This is a genomic window from Streptococcus taonis, from assembly GCF_029948085.1.
Lineage (GTDB): Bacteria > Bacillota > Bacilli > Lactobacillales > Streptococcaceae > Streptococcus > Streptococcus taonis.
Map to the genome: position 1 here is coordinate 57,817 of NZ_JARZZP010000013.1, position 13,920 is coordinate 71,736.

Here is a 13,920-nt window from a genome sequence, read left to right on the forward strand (position 1 = left end):
ATATTATTCTCCTGAAAATTCACGCGCAGTTTGAGCAACTACGTCTGTTTCTAGCATGGTACGAATCTGACGAATCGTACTATACACAGCTTTGGCATCACTTGAGCCATGAGTCTTAACAACCGGCGCCTTAACACCAAACAAGACCGCACCCCCAACATCTGAATAGTTGAGTTGCTTTTTCAAGCCTTTAAGGCTATCCTTAAGAAGAAGAGCGCCTAATTTAGCTCGCAAACCGCCACCTGTGATAGCATTTTTAAGCAAGCCCATGATTCCCATGGCTGTTCCTTCGATGGATTTTAGCACAGCGTTTCCCGTGAAACCGTCTGCCACGACAACATCTGCAACACCCTCCATCAAATCACGCGCTTCCACATTACCGACAAAGTTCAAACTCTCATCAGCCGCTAGCAAGTCATAAGTTTCCTTGCGAAGCGGGTCGCCCTTACTACTCTCTGTCCCGTTATTAAGCAAACCAACTCGTGGTTTTGCAATTCCACGAACATTTTTAGCATAGAAAGAACCTAAGATGGCGTATTGATGCAAGTGATGGGCTGTGTTTTCTGCATTGGCACCGAGGTCTAGCATGTCAAAACCTTTCCCATCAACTGTTGGTAAGGTTGACATGAGCCCAGGTCGATCGATGTTCTTGATACGACCCACGATGAAAAATCCTGCCGCAAGCAAAGCACCTGTATTCCCAGCTGAGAGCACGGCATCCGCCTCCCCATCTTTGACAGCCTTAGCTGCCAATACCATGCTGGCATTTTTCTTCTTGCGGATAGCTTTTGTAGGCTCATCATCAGAATTTATTTTTTCATCTGTATGGATAATGCTGACGCGTTCTGTAGCTGTTAGATATTGCTTGATTTTGCTTTCGTCTCCGTAAAGTTGAATCTCAATATCTGAAAAGTCAGTAAGGGCTTGATTGACACCCTCAACGATGGCTTGAGGTGCGTAATCGCCACCCATTGCATCTACTGCGATTTTTTTCATTTGTCTTCCTCTTTTAGTAATTGTCCCCAATCAGCTAGGGAATCAATAAATTTCTTTGATTTTAGGTGAATTCCGACGTACTCTTCATAAATTTGATCCATGAACTGACGCAATTCTTGCTTGATTTCAGACTTGAGCGAAATAGTCTCTAAAGTCTCAAAGTTAATAGCTTGAAATTGATTGAGCAGATAGGGAATGTTTGGATTCAGATGACAACGTTTCTCGTCCTCATGGTAATGATCAGGACATAAGCAAGCACCATATTTGAAAGAAAAATCAAAGGCCTGACCCACCCGATGGCAAAAAACACACTCATTAAAATTAAGACTAATCCCAAAACGGGTTAAGATCTGAATTTCAAAAATATTGGTCAAGACCTGATAATCTAAACCCTCTTCCATCAACTCTAAAGTCTTTTGTAAAAAAGCAAACAAGGGAGCATCTTGGTGATTGTCCTGCAAACTAGCATCTGCCAAAGCTGCCACATAGGTCGCATAGGACATGACAAAGAGATCACTATTGATTTTTGGAAAGGTCATCACCTCATGATAGTCTTCAATATAACTAAGTCCATCATCATTGATTCGCAAAAGAAAACGAGCCAGCACCAAAGGTTGAATAACTGGAGCCAGTTTGGACTGACCGGCATGTTTGACAAAAAACATCCGCTTGCCGACCTGCTCTGTAAAAATCTTGACTAGCTTATCATCCTCACGAAAATTACGATTGTAGAGCACCAACCCCTGACTCGTAATAGACTGAATCATGCTTCTTTCATGTACTCCTCAAGACGTTTCATAGCTTCTCTGATGATTTCCATGCTAGCTGCATAAGACAGGCGCACATAACCTTCTCCATATTGACCAAAAGCTGCACCAGGGATAAAGGCAACAGCCTTCTTGTGAGCAAAATCCTTCAGAAAAGCAAAAGAATCTTGATTGTAGCCTGCTGGAATCTTAGCAAAGATATAAAAGGCACCGTCAGGTTTGATAATCTCAAAACCAAGATTAGTCATTTTCTCGATAATGTAGTCCCGACGTTGAATATACTCTTTCTTCATAGGTTCTGCATCATCTTTACCAGCTGTTAAGGCTTCTACTGCAGCATGTTGAGCCATAGTATTTGCAGCAGTTACCAAATACTGGTGACTCTTGATGAGTTGGGCTGTGAAGTTTGCTGGGGCAAAGATAAAGCCTAAACGCCAACCTGTCATGGCATGTGATTTAGATAGACCGTTGATGATAATGGCCTGATCTCTCAGCATAGTCCCCAAAGAGACATGATTTTCCCCTGTATAAGTTAATTCTGAGTAGACCTCATCACAGACAACGAAAACCTCATACTTACGTAAAACGTCTGCCAAGGCTTCCAACTGTTCGCGACTATAAGTAATTCCTGTAGGATTAGCTGGATAGTTAAGAATAACAGCCTTGAGCTTGTCACCCTGCTCCAGAATTGCCTTCTCCAGCATTTCAGGAGTCAAGACAAAACCGTTCTCAATCGTATCAATCTCGACAATCTCTGCGCCAACTAGATTAACAATTGGTTCATAACCTGGATAGGCAGGAGCTGGCAAGAGAACCTTGTCACCCTCTTCTAAAATAGCTGTCAAAGTAGCAGATAGGGCTTCTGTCGCACCAATTGTGACCAAGATTTCATTTTCAGGATTATAGTCTAGCTGGTATTTTTCTCTTACAAAATCACTAGCTGCCTGGCGTAAGGTCATCAAACCACTCATCCCTGTATAGTAGGATTGATTTTGGTCAATGGCGCGCTTAGCTGCCTCCTTGACATGGTCTGGAGTTGTAAAGTCAGGCTCTCCCAATGTCAGACGTAGAACCCCAGGAATCTCTGAAATAGCCTGGTCAAACTGACGAATCAAGGAAACTTGAATCTTATCTAATTGTTTATTAAAGCGCTTGGTTAAGTCCATAGATACCCTCCTTGCTTAAAGAATATATGTCTATTATACTACAAAAGCTCTCTGACCGCAAAATTCCATTTAATGACAGCCTAATTCCTACTTTCTATTTACTTTTCTTCTGGACAAGACTATAATAAGAAGTACTTATTTTAGGAGGTTTTTATGTCATTTCTATCAAAAAATGGGGCCGGACTTTTAGCCTGTCTTATCATTTCCATCATCTCTTGGACCTTAGGGAGCTTCTTGCCTGTTATTGGGGCACCTGTTTTTGCCATCTTTATCGGTATGATTCTCCACCCCTTTCTCACTTCCTTTAAACAACTGGATGCCGGTTTGACTTACAGCTCCAAGAAATTGCTTCAGTATGCTGTTATCTTGCTTGGGTTTGGGCTCAATATCTCGCAAGTCTTCGCAGTTGGAAAATCTTCCCTTCCTGTCATTCTATCTACCATTTCTATAGCCTTGATTGTAGCTTATCTTTTCCAACGCTTTTTTGATTTAGATACAAAACTAGCTACCTTGATCGGTGTTGGTTCCTCTATCTGTGGAGGTTCTGCCATTGCAGCGACAGCTCCCGTCATCCATGCCAAGGAAAAAGAAGTCGCCCAAGCCATCTCTGTTATCTTTTTCTTCAATGTCTTAGCAGCGCTTATTTTCCCAACCCTAGGAACCTGGCTTCACCTATCAAATGAGGGCTTCTCCCTCTTTTCAGGTACTGCGGTCAATGATACTTCCTCTGTAACAGCCACTGCCAGCGCCTGGGATAGTCTTTACCACACAAACACTCTTGAGTCTGCTACCATTGTCAAATTGACACGCACCTTAGCTATCATTCCCATCACTCTCTTCCTCTCCTACTGGCAAAGCCGTCAACAAGGCAACAACCACGGAGTAAAACTTAAAAAAATCTTCCCTATTTTCATTCTCTACTTCATCCTAGCTTCCCTGCTAACCACCGTCCTTACTTCCTTCGGTGTCAGCAGTAGTTTCTTTACCCCTCTCAAACAACTGTCTAAATTCCTCATCATCATGGCCATGAGCGCTATCGGCCTCAAAACCAATCTCATTGCCATGATCAAATCCAGTGGTAAATCCATTCTTCTTGGTGCCCTCTGCTGGATTGCCATCATCCTGACTAGTCTCGGGATGCAAACGCTCATCGGTATTTTCTAATACTCTTCGAAAATCAAATTCAAACCACGTCAACGTCGCCTTGCCGTAGATATGTGTTACTGACTTCGTCAGTTCTATCTACAACCTCAAAGCAGTGCTTTGAGCAACCTGCGGCTAGTTTCCTAGTTTGCTCTTTGATTTTCATTGAGTATAACACAAAAGGTAGCCCGCAAGCTACCTTTTTATTGTTCAAGTATTAAGCGTGTATGTTCTCTCTTAATACAACGGTTCATCACGATATCATCGCAACCTCCAGCACGCAAAATTTCTTCCGCTTCTAGACTTTCAAGTCCTAGTTGCGCCCAGAAAATCTTAGCATCTGCCTTGAGAAAATCACGCGCCACATCAGGTAGAAACTCACTACGACGATAGACATTGACGATATCTACGGGGAAAGGAATCTCAGCTAGACTGGCATAAGCCTTTTCTCCCAAGATTTCCCCACCTGCAGCCTTAGGGTTTACTGGTATGATTTTATAGCCACGAGCCTGCATTTCCTTGGTCACTCGATTGCTCGTTGTTTCCTCACGATCAGACAAGCCTACTACTGCTAGAGTTTTACTAGTTGCTAGATACTGACGGATCACGCCATCACTCGGATTGATAAATTCTTGAGTCATAAAAATCCTCCTTTTTCAGCAGTATAGCACATTTTGAAAGGGTTTGCAGAATTCTGCTACCAAAAAACTCCCAACAAGGCCTATCACTTTGTTAGGAGTTTTGTCTGATCCAACGAATTCGTTAGATTTTTTTCTCAATACTAAATAATGGAGATAGAGGACGTTTTTCGTGGATACGGACGATAGCATCCGCAAGAAGGTGAGCAATAGAGATTTGCTCAATCTTATCAATCAAACGCTCTTCTGGTAAGTAGATGGTATCCAAAACAACCAATTTTTTAATAGCTGATTTTTGGATATTATCCATAGCAGGTCCTGAAAGTACTGGGTGCGTACAGCTTGCATATACCTCAACTGCTCCTGCTTCAGCCAAAGCATCAGCAGCATGACAGATTGTACCAGCTGTGTCAATCATGTCATCGATCAAAATACAAGTTTTTCCTTCAACCTTACCGATGATGTTCATCACTTCACTAGTATTCATCTTATCTACACTACGACGTTTGTCAATAATAGCAATTGGAGTTTTCAAAAACTCTGCTAATTTACGAGCACGAGTCACCCCACCATGGTCTGGACTGACAACCACATAGTCAGAACCAACCATGCCACGACGCTCAAAGTAATCTGCAATCAAAGGAGCACCCATCAAGTGATCAACAGGAATATCAAAGAATCCCTGAATCTGCGCAGCGTGCAAGTCAATCGTCAACAAACGATCCACTCCAGCTACTTCAAGCATATTTGCTACAAGTTTTGAAGTGATTGGCTCACGCGCTCTCGCCTTTCTATCCTGACGTGCATAGCCATAGTAAGGCATAACAACGTTGACAGATTCTGCACTGGCACGTTTCAAAGCATCTACCATAATCAAAATTTCTAGCAGATTGTCATTTACAGGTGAGCTAGTTGATTGTAAGATAAAGACGTGTTTTCCACGGATTGATTCTTCGATATTAACTTGAATTTCTCCATCTGAAAATTGACGTACGGTCGATTTTCCCAACTCTATTCCAATCTCTTGCGCCACACGCTCTGCCAATTCTCTATTTGAAGAAAGGGCAAACAGCTTTAAATCAGAAAAAGACATGATTTCCTCCAGTATTTATGTATCGCTTGTGTTTTTTCACAACATTTTTCCAACTACCATTGTAGCGCTTTTTTCTTGATTTTTCAATAAAAAATAAGACAAGAGTAGACATTTATACCCTTGCCTTGTGCTCATTTATATTCCTTATATTCAAGCTGAAATGTGACAACTTAGACATTCTATCTCATGGGAAGATGAAACTTACAAAGGAAAAGTTAGTATACCTCTCTCATACTGCCTGTATCCACATCATAAACAGCCCCTGAAATAACGACATCATCTGGAATCAGTGGAGACTCTCGAAGTAACTGCATATCCTCACGAACACTCTCCTCAACATCTTGAAAAGGGAGAAAATCTTGACCCGAGACATCAACTCCTAATTCTGTTTTTAAATGTTCTTGAAACTCTTCGTTTTGAAATGTTTGAGCACCACAGTCTGTATGATGAAGAACCACAATCTCTCTTGTTCCCATTTGTTGCTGGGAAATCACGAGTGAGCGAATCATATCGTCTGTCACTCGACCGCCCGCATTCCGTAAAATGTGAGCATCTCCAAGTGCTAGCCCCAAAGCTTGTGCAACGTGCAGACGTGAGTCCATACAAGTCACAATGGCTACTCTTGTTTTCGGCTTGATTGGCAGATTTAACTGCCCATGCAGGGCAACATAAGCCTGGTTAGCTTGCATAAACTGTTCAAAATACGACATGACAACACACTTTCTTACTTTTAAGATAATTTGAAAACCAAATTATTTATCTTCTATCTTACCATCTTTTCTTTGTCTTGTCAGTTTTCAACTTCCATATAAAAAAACTAGAACAGAAACTTCTAGCATCTAGCTTGGGTCCCTATCCTAGTTTTTATTGTTATGATTCTTTTTGGATATACTTGTTGAGAGAGCCTGCAAAGCTTTGAAGATTGAGACTTTGTACATAAACCTCACCAGTACCTCGGAAGGTATTCACCACTCCTTCACCTGTACCAATAGATTGCCAGAAACCATTTTCTAAGTGGATATGATAGTCCAAAGACTGGCTCCAAGCCACCACATGGGCATTGTCAATTGTCACTTCTTGGTTTTGGAGTTCAATTTTCTTAATCGAACCAAATGCATTTGCCAAAAGCGTTCCCTGACCTTGGGTTGTCATCACAAAGAGACCGCCTTGCCCTCCGAACAGAGCCTTCCCAATAGACTGACGCTCCATTGTATAGAAAGCTGTACCATCAAGAGCTAGAAAGGCTCCATCATTCAATCGATATTGCTTTTCTCCTAGCTCGAGAGCAATCACTTGACCAGGAGTATCTGGTGCTAAAGCAAGGTTGCCGTTGTCAGACTCAGCAACAGCTTGCGTGATAAAGGTACTTTCGCCAGAAACCATGGAACGCCCCACAGCTTTGACAAAACGTCCCAAACCAGAACCGCTAGCATTGAGCTGGGTATTGAGGCTTACGTTAGGCGTGTGGTAGACCATACTACCTCGCTGGATATAGACGGTTTCTCCTTGATTGAGTGACAACTCTACCAAAGGAAATTGCATATGACTGTCCATAGAAAATTTCATCAGAAATTCCTCCTTGTTTTTAATAAATATCGGCTATAAAGTGTTTTGCAATCTAAAACTGAGTAAGACTATTAGGAAAAGACTTTTTTCAAGACTTCTCCGATAGTTGTCACTCCGATCACCTGAATTTCCTTAGGTGGCTTGATACCAGTCAAGGAATTTTTCGGTACATAGATTTTTGTAAATCCAAGTTTAGCAGCTTCGTTGATACGTTGCTCGATACGATTTACGCGCCGAATTTCTCCAGTTAAGCCCAACTCTCCCACAAAACATTCCTGCGGGTTGGTTGGTTTATCCTTGTAACTCGAAGCAATGGCAACCGCAACAGCCAGGTCAATGGCAGGCTCATCCAATTTGACACCACCAGCAGATTTGAGATAGGCATCCTGATTTTGCAAGAGAAGCCCTGCACGTTTCTCCAAAACAGCCATAATCAAACTTGCACGATTGAAATCAAGGCCTGTTGTAGTCCGCTTGGCATTACCAAACATAGTCGGTGTTACCAAGGCTTGAACCTCCGCAAGAATAGGACGGGTTCCTTCCATAGTCACCACGATGGACGAACCAGTTGCTCCATCTAAACGTTCTTCTAGGAAAACTTGACTAGGATTGAGCACCTCAACCAGACCACCCGACTGCATCTCAAAAATCCCAATTTCATTTGTTGAACCAAAACGGTTTTTGACCGCCCTCAAGATACGGAAGGTATGGTGGCGTTCCCCTTCAAAGTAAAGCACCGTATCCACCATATGCTCCAACATCCGAGGCCCAGCCAAGGTTCCTTCCTTGGTCACATGCCCGACAATAAAGATGGCAATGTTATTAGTCTTAGCCAACTGCATGAGTTCTGCAGTCACCTCACGGACTTGAGACACAGATCCTTGCACACCTGAAATCTCAGGAGACATAATAGTCTGAATGGAGTCAATAATAAGGAAATCTGGCTGGATGCGCTCCACCTCTGCGCGAACACTCTGCATATTGGTCTCAGCATAGAGATAAAACTCACTATCAATATCACCCAAGCGCTCTGCTCGTAGCTTGATTTGCTGGGCAGACTCCTCCCCACTGACATAGAGAACTGTTCCCACTTGGGACAGCTGGGTTGAGACTTGTAAAAGCAGAGTTGATTTTCCAATCCCAGGATCCCCACCGATAAGGACAAGACTTCCTGGTACCACACCTCCACCAAGAACTCGGTTAAACTCCTCCATCTCAGTCTTGGTTCGATTGACATTGATGGAAGTTACTTCAGCCAGTTTCATGGGCTTGGTTTTCTCACCTGTCAAGGACACACGCGCATTCTTGACTTCTGCAACCTCAACCTCCTCAACAAAAGAAGACCAAGACCCACAGTTTGGACACCGTCCTAGATATTTAGGGGAATTATATCCACAATTTTGACATATAAATGTCGCTTTTTTCTTTGCGATGATAAACCTCTTTCTAAATCTCTATCTCACACTCAATCACTTGGCAAAAATCAATGGTTTCATTCGGTACAAATTGACGCATGAGCATGCGATGGGCTACAACTACCTGATGTTCCCGATACTTAGCCATGCATTCTAGAAAACGAGACTTCATCTCTACAGCTGTCTCATATTGAACAGGAGAATTTGGGAGCAACTCCCCCTTGTTTTCTAAAAACAGACATCTAGCTGTTTCAAAGTTCTCTATACCTGTTTCATAAACCTGCCATTCATGCAATAATGGCTCTACCCTCAAAGGAAGGCCAGTAGCACAGGATACATAAAAAGCCGTTTCTAAAGCTCGCGTCACTGCAGAAGACACCAGGATATCAGCTGAGCCAAACAAAGGATTTTTGCAAAGTTCCTGAGCTTGTTGTCTTCCTTTCTCAGATAAGGGTGCCAAATCTATCCCGAATCCAGTATAGGAACGCTCCTCTAACTCACGGTAATTTGGCTCCCCGTGACGGATAAAAATAATTTTCATATTAAGATCCCCATAAAACTATCCAATCTTGATTCCGCAATCTTGCCACTGCTTCAGAAACCTGATAATTCTCCTTGGTAGCTGCCAAAACGGAATCCTTAACACAGCCATTGCCATCTACCCCTATAAACTCTATGCTTTTAGCACCGTTTTCCTCTAAAAAATCTTTTAAATCTAGATTAGTAAAGCAAGAAGCCCGACGCTTCTCAAAGATACGAGAAGATACAAGCAGCAAGCCGGTCGCAAATTTCTTCTTTCTGTCTTTTCTCCCCCGTCAAGGACACACACGCATTCTTGACCTCTGCAACCTCAACCTCCTCAACAAAAGAAGACCAAGACCCACAGTTTGGACAGCGCCCTAAATACTTGGGGGAATTATATTCACAATTTTGAAACACAAATATCGCCTTTTTTCTTTGCGATAATAAACCTCTTTCTATATCTCTATCTCACATTCAATCACTTGGCAAAAATCAATCTTCTCGTCTGGTACAAATTGGCGCATGAGCATTCCGTGAGTTACAATGATAATAGTTTTATAATTTTTATATTTTTCCAAAGCTCTTAAAAAACGATGACGCATCTCTAGATCAGTTTCATAGCGATAAGGAGAATCTTCAGATAAAGCTCCTTGATGTTTTAGATAATATTTATGAGCTACCAATACACTAGTTAAATCAGAGTTAGTGCCATCTAAGTCCGGACGCCACTCATGAAAAAACGGCTCCACAAATAAGTCCAATCCTGTTTCAACTGCTATATAATGTGCTGTTTCTAAAGCCCTCGTCACAGACGATGAAATAATAATCTCTGCTTTTCCAAAACAAGCAGTTTTAGCAACTTCTTTTGCCAGATTGCGACCTTTTCCTGTCAATGGTGCTAAATCACGACCAAAACCACTATATAGTTGCGGATTTTCAAGTTTATCAAGCATACTATAATCTGGCTCCCCGTGACGTACAAAGATAATCTTCATCTTAGTGCCCAGTTGATCCAAATCCACCGGTCCGAACACCATCTGCCGCATCGCCATCCGCAATCAAAAATGGAGCAAAGACAGCCTGAACCACGCGTTCCCCAACTTCAAGAATCACTTCTTGGTCAGTAATGTTTTTCATCTGTGCAAAGATATGTCCTTCATTTCCTGGGTTACCATAATAATCTCCATCAATGACACCCACAGAGTTAATCAAGACTAGACCTTTTTTTCGAGGATTTGATGAACGGTCATAAAGATAAAGCACTTCAGTCGGCTGCATATAGGCCTTAACCCCTGTCGGAACCAAGACGATCTCTCCTGGAGCAATAACTGTGCGCACCGCAACCTTTAAGTCGTAACCAGCTGCATGTGCTGTCTCACGCTTGGGTAGCAAACTCTCATCTGTAAAACTAGAAACTAATTCAAAACCACGAATTTTCATATTTCCCTCTTTTTAAATCTTATATTCTAGGCTATTTTATCTTATTTATTCGAAAAAAGCACGAAAAAAGAGCACACAATTCACTTCGCTTAGGGCTGCTGGATTCCTCCCCTGACCCGCTTCACGCAGAACTGTTGCTCCATTAGTCATTATACCACATTCCCAAAGATTTTAAAAGAGAAATTATTTTTTCCGTCGATTTCTAAAAAATTCCTGCATAATGCCAGCACAGTCACTCTCTAAAATGCCCGTCTCAACATCCACACGATGATTAAGACGCTCGTCTGTCAAGATATCATACAGACTTCCAGCTGCACCAAATTTCTGATTTTTAGCCCCATAAACTACCTTAGGGATACGAGCAAGCCCAATCGCCCCGCTGCACATGACACAAGGCTCAATGGTCACAAAAAGTGTGCAGTCCAACAAACGCCAGCTCTCTTCCCTCAGATTCGCATTCTCGATGGCCATAATTTCCGCATGCATGACCGCACGTTGCAACTCCTCACGTGCATTGTGGCCCCTACCAATGATTTCTCCGTCCTTGACAATCACACAACCAATTGGAATTTCATCGTGTTCCAAGGCAATCTCAGCCTCTCTCAAAGCCTCCCTCATAAAGACTTCTTTTTCTTCAACTGTATAATTCATCAATTTTCCCTTTTCCTGCTTATCGATTTTATTATTATATCATGAATCCCAATACAAAAAAAGCCACCGAAGGCGGTGACTTTATAGGGAGATTATTATGAAAAAGAAAAGTTTAGGATATTTGTTACAACAAGTTAGGAGGTCTTCTTGTAACTGTCTATAGTATAGCTGAACTATCTTAAACAAATCTTAAAAAATCTCTTATGACCAAACACTTTCTAAAATATTGGTTTGTTCACGACCAGGCCCTACTGAGAAAGTAGAAATACGAACACCCACTAATTCGCTAACACGGCGAACATAGTTACGTGCATTTTCAGGAAGATCTTCCAAAGTACGTACTCCAGTGATGTCTTCTGACCAACCTGGCAATTCTTCATAAATAGGTTTACAACGTTTCAATTGCTCAAGACTAGCTGGATAGTAGTCAATACGTTGGCCATCAAGATCATAGGCTACACAGATTTTAACTGTATCCAAACCACTCAAAACATCGATAGAGTTCAGTGAAAGGTTAGTGATACCAGAAACACGACGACTGTGACGCATCACAACTGAGTCAAACCAACCCACACGACGTGGACGACCTGTAGTTGTACCATACTCATGACCTACTTCACGAATGCGTTCTCCCACTTCATCAAACAATTCAGTTGGGAATGGACCATCACCAACACGACTTGTATAAGCTTTACATACACCTACAACCTTGTCAATCTTGCTTGGACCAACACCTGAACCGATCGTCACACCACCCGCAACAGGGTTTGAGGACGTAACAAATGGATAAGTACCTTGGTCAATATCTAACATGACCCCTTGTGCACCTTCAAAAAGGACACGTTTGCCATTATCAAGTGCATCATTCAAGATAACAGAAGTATCTGTTACATATTGCTTGATTTGTTGACCATACTCATAATATTCTTCAAAAATATCATCAAATGAAATAGGGTTGCTTTCGTACAATTTTTCAAACAAACGATTCTTCTCAGCAAGATTGCGTTCTAAACGTTCACGGAAAATCTCCTTATCCAAAAGATCCGCAATACGAATCCCAACGCGAGCAGCCTTATCCATATAAGCTGGCCCGATACCCTTGATAGTAGTACCGATCTTATTTTCACCCTTAGCTTCTTCTTGCAGACGGTCTAACTCGATGTGGTACGGCAAAATAACATGCGCACGATCAGAAATACGTAGATTATCTGTTGTAACACCTTCATCATGAAGATAGCTCAACTCTTTCACAAGTGACTTAGGATTTACAACCATCCCATTCCCAATGACAGAAATTTTTTCAGGGAAGAAAATTCCAGAAGGAATCAAGTGCAACTTAAATTTCTTTCCATCAATCACAATTGTGTGACCAGCATTATCACCACCTTGGTAACGTGCAATCACTTCTGCATTAGCTGAAAGGAAGTCTGTAATCTTCCCTTTACCTTCATCACCCCACTGGGTACCTACAACAACAACTGAAGTCATAATCTTGTCTGAGCCCTTAGGCTCTTCCTTTCTCACATACATGGCAGGAATCTCACCTGCAATTATATCTTACAATTTATTATAATAAAGATTCTCTATTTTTTCAAGACCAAATACCTGAAACATTAGGAATTTAGAGAAAATTGAAAAAATCATATTGAAAAAATATTGCAAATTTTTATTATGATAAGATAAAATAATAAAATTGTTCGGAAATAACGATAAATAAAGATTAAACTAGAACATAATCATTTGAAATCAATAACTGTTCAATGTACAAACGGTAGCAAGCTCTATAGTGGTAAGAAAATAAAGGATGCATAATATCAAACTTGTACCGAACTAAATAATAGAGTAAAAATCGAAGATGAAAAACTTCCCATTCTAAATCATTATCTACTAAATAACTATATTCCTTTTCAATAACATCATAAAAATCAAGATATTGTTCATAAATCTGTTCAATCATTTTATTTGACTCCATTTCTATTGATAAAATAAGTATAACAAAAAAATAAAAAAAGTTGGGAGAATACTTCTATCATGTCTTATTGTGAATAGTAAAATTAATAACAGTTAAAGAAAATTGACAGAACAGATATATAATAATACATTTCAAAATAAAAAAGAGCTATAGGAAAAATTATTGTAGAAAATATGGGAGCTAACTTAATTGAAAAAGAATCATAAGAACTAAAAAACAACCCCACACAATCCATTAAAGAATTACTTATAAGACCTATTAAAAAGACTTAAAATAAAACACTCAAATCTAACAAACTTATAAAAGATATTAAATATTAATAAAGTGGCAAAAAAAAAGACAAAAATGACCTCTGAAAGATAAATAAAAAAAGACGTTCCTTGGAACGTCTACATACTCCGCCAGTAGGACTCGAACCTACGACATCATGATTAACAGTCATGCGCTACTACCAACTGAGCTATGGCGGATTAAAGCTAAGCGACTTCCTTATCTCACAGGGGGCAACCCCCAACTACTTCCGGCGTTCTAGGGCTTAACTTCTGTGTTCG

15 protein-coding genes, 1 tRNA gene, 1 other RNA gene and 2 pseudogenes are annotated in these 13,920 nt (G+C 41.0%); 1 reads left to right on the forward strand and 18 read right to left on the reverse strand.

All coding sequences use genetic code 11. The features are described from left to right. Window positions 1-3: 3 nt before the first annotated feature. From plsX to QEZ38_RS07885, 3 genes are read right to left on the reverse strand one after another with little or no spacing between them, the layout of a single operon-like run. On the reverse strand, window positions 4-996 hold the full coding sequence (gene plsX, locus QEZ38_RS07875) for a phosphate acyltransferase PlsX (RefSeq protein ID WP_075232276.1): 993 nt from the start codon (window positions 994-996) through the stop codon (window positions 4-6). Beyond that, window positions 993-1,763 (reverse strand): DNA repair protein RecO, encoded by a 771-nt coding sequence (gene recO, locus QEZ38_RS07880; RefSeq protein ID WP_153225596.1) that lies wholly within the window; start codon window positions 1,761-1,763, stop codon window positions 993-995. Before recO ends, plsX begins: the two co-directional genes overlap by 4 nt. Continuing rightward, entirely contained in the window at window positions 1,760-2,929 is a 1,170-nt protein-coding gene (locus tag QEZ38_RS07885; RefSeq protein WP_153225595.1) for a pyridoxal phosphate-dependent aminotransferase, read from the reverse strand. The genes recO and QEZ38_RS07885 overlap by 4 nt, the downstream gene beginning before the upstream one ends. Window positions 2,930-3,082: 153 nt before the next feature. On the opposite strand from QEZ38_RS07885, the gene QEZ38_RS07890 reads away from it, so the two are divergent. Then, window positions 3,083-4,093 carry a YeiH family protein gene (locus QEZ38_RS07890; protein ID WP_153225594.1) on the forward strand — a complete coding sequence of 337 codons (1,011 nt, stop codon included), beginning with the start codon at window positions 3,083-3,085 and terminating at the stop codon, window positions 4,091-4,093. Window positions 4,094-4,275: 182 nt separating this feature from the next. Here the strand turns inward: QEZ38_RS07890 and QEZ38_RS07895 are convergent, their stop codons facing one another. From QEZ38_RS07895 to QEZ38_RS07960, 15 genes and pseudogenes are all read right to left on the reverse strand, one after another. Then, the gene (locus QEZ38_RS07895) at window positions 4,276-4,713 is read right to left on the reverse strand and encodes a CoA-binding protein (RefSeq protein ID WP_153225593.1); all 438 of its coding nucleotides are present in this window, start codon (window positions 4,711-4,713) and stop codon (window positions 4,276-4,278) included. Between the two features lie 121 nt (window positions 4,714-4,834). Then, the gene (locus tag QEZ38_RS07900; protein WP_075231173.1) at window positions 4,835-5,803 is read right to left on the reverse strand and encodes a ribose-phosphate diphosphokinase; all 969 of its coding nucleotides are present in this window, start codon (window positions 5,801-5,803) and stop codon (window positions 4,835-4,837) included. 215 nt (window positions 5,804-6,018) lie between these two features. Then, complete coding sequence (locus QEZ38_RS07905; RefSeq protein WP_153225592.1) at window positions 6,019-6,513, reverse strand: beta-class carbonic anhydrase; 495 nt, start codon at window positions 6,511-6,513, stop codon at window positions 6,019-6,021. 160 nt (window positions 6,514-6,673) lie between these two features. Continuing rightward, the gene (locus QEZ38_RS07910; RefSeq protein ID WP_153225591.1) at window positions 6,674-7,369 is read right to left on the reverse strand and encodes a TIGR00266 family protein; all 696 of its coding nucleotides are present in this window, start codon (window positions 7,367-7,369) and stop codon (window positions 6,674-6,676) included. Window positions 7,370-7,440: 71 nt separating this feature from the next. Continuing rightward, the gene (gene radA / locus QEZ38_RS07915; protein WP_223339689.1) at window positions 7,441-8,805 is read right to left on the reverse strand and encodes a DNA repair protein RadA; all 1,365 of its coding nucleotides are present in this window, start codon (window positions 8,803-8,805) and stop codon (window positions 7,441-7,443) included. Window positions 8,806-8,815: 10 nt separating this feature from the next. Then, complete coding sequence (locus tag QEZ38_RS07920; protein WP_153225590.1) at window positions 8,816-9,325, reverse strand: histidine phosphatase family protein; 510 nt, start codon at window positions 9,323-9,325, stop codon at window positions 8,816-8,818. Window positions 9,326-9,343: 18 nt separating this feature from the next. Next, window positions 9,344-9,593 (reverse strand): annotated as a pseudogene (locus tag QEZ38_RS07925) (isochorismatase family protein); the annotation flags it as partial. Next, window positions 9,589-9,765: pseudogene (locus tag QEZ38_RS09800) on the reverse strand (DNA repair protein RadA); the annotation flags it as partial. The pseudogenes QEZ38_RS09800 and QEZ38_RS07925, both read right to left, overlap by 5 nt. Continuing rightward, a complete protein-coding gene (locus QEZ38_RS07930) occupies window positions 9,762-10,301 on the reverse strand; it encodes a histidine phosphatase family protein (protein ID WP_153225613.1) in 540 nt (179 codons plus the stop codon). The pseudogene QEZ38_RS09800 and the gene QEZ38_RS07930, both read right to left, overlap by 4 nt. Window position 10,302: 1 nt before the next feature. Further along, on the reverse strand, window positions 10,303-10,746 hold the full coding sequence (locus QEZ38_RS07935) for a dUTP diphosphatase (RefSeq protein WP_000701995.1): 444 nt from the start codon (window positions 10,744-10,746) through the stop codon (window positions 10,303-10,305). A 53-nt stretch (window positions 10,747-10,799) separates the two neighbouring features. Next, an RNA gene (gene ffs / locus QEZ38_RS07940) (signal recognition particle sRNA small type) lies at window positions 10,800-10,897 on the reverse strand. 32 nt (window positions 10,898-10,929) lie between these two features. After that, complete coding sequence (tadA, locus tag QEZ38_RS07945) at window positions 10,930-11,397, reverse strand: tRNA adenosine(34) deaminase TadA (RefSeq protein WP_153225589.1); 468 nt, start codon at window positions 11,395-11,397, stop codon at window positions 10,930-10,932. A gap of 201 nt (window positions 11,398-11,598) precedes the next feature. Continuing rightward, a complete protein-coding gene (locus QEZ38_RS07950; protein ID WP_153225612.1) occupies window positions 11,599-12,885 on the reverse strand; it encodes an adenylosuccinate synthase in 1,287 nt (428 codons plus the stop codon). Between the two features lie 232 nt (window positions 12,886-13,117). Beyond that, window positions 13,118-13,354: a sigma(X)-activator ComW gene (gene comW, locus QEZ38_RS07955; RefSeq protein WP_075231179.1), complete on the reverse strand. Its 237-nt coding sequence runs from the start codon at window positions 13,352-13,354 to the stop codon at window positions 13,118-13,120. Between the two features lie 411 nt (window positions 13,355-13,765). After that, window positions 13,766-13,839 (reverse strand) — tRNA-Asn (locus tag QEZ38_RS07960). Window positions 13,840-13,920 lie beyond the last annotated feature (81 nt).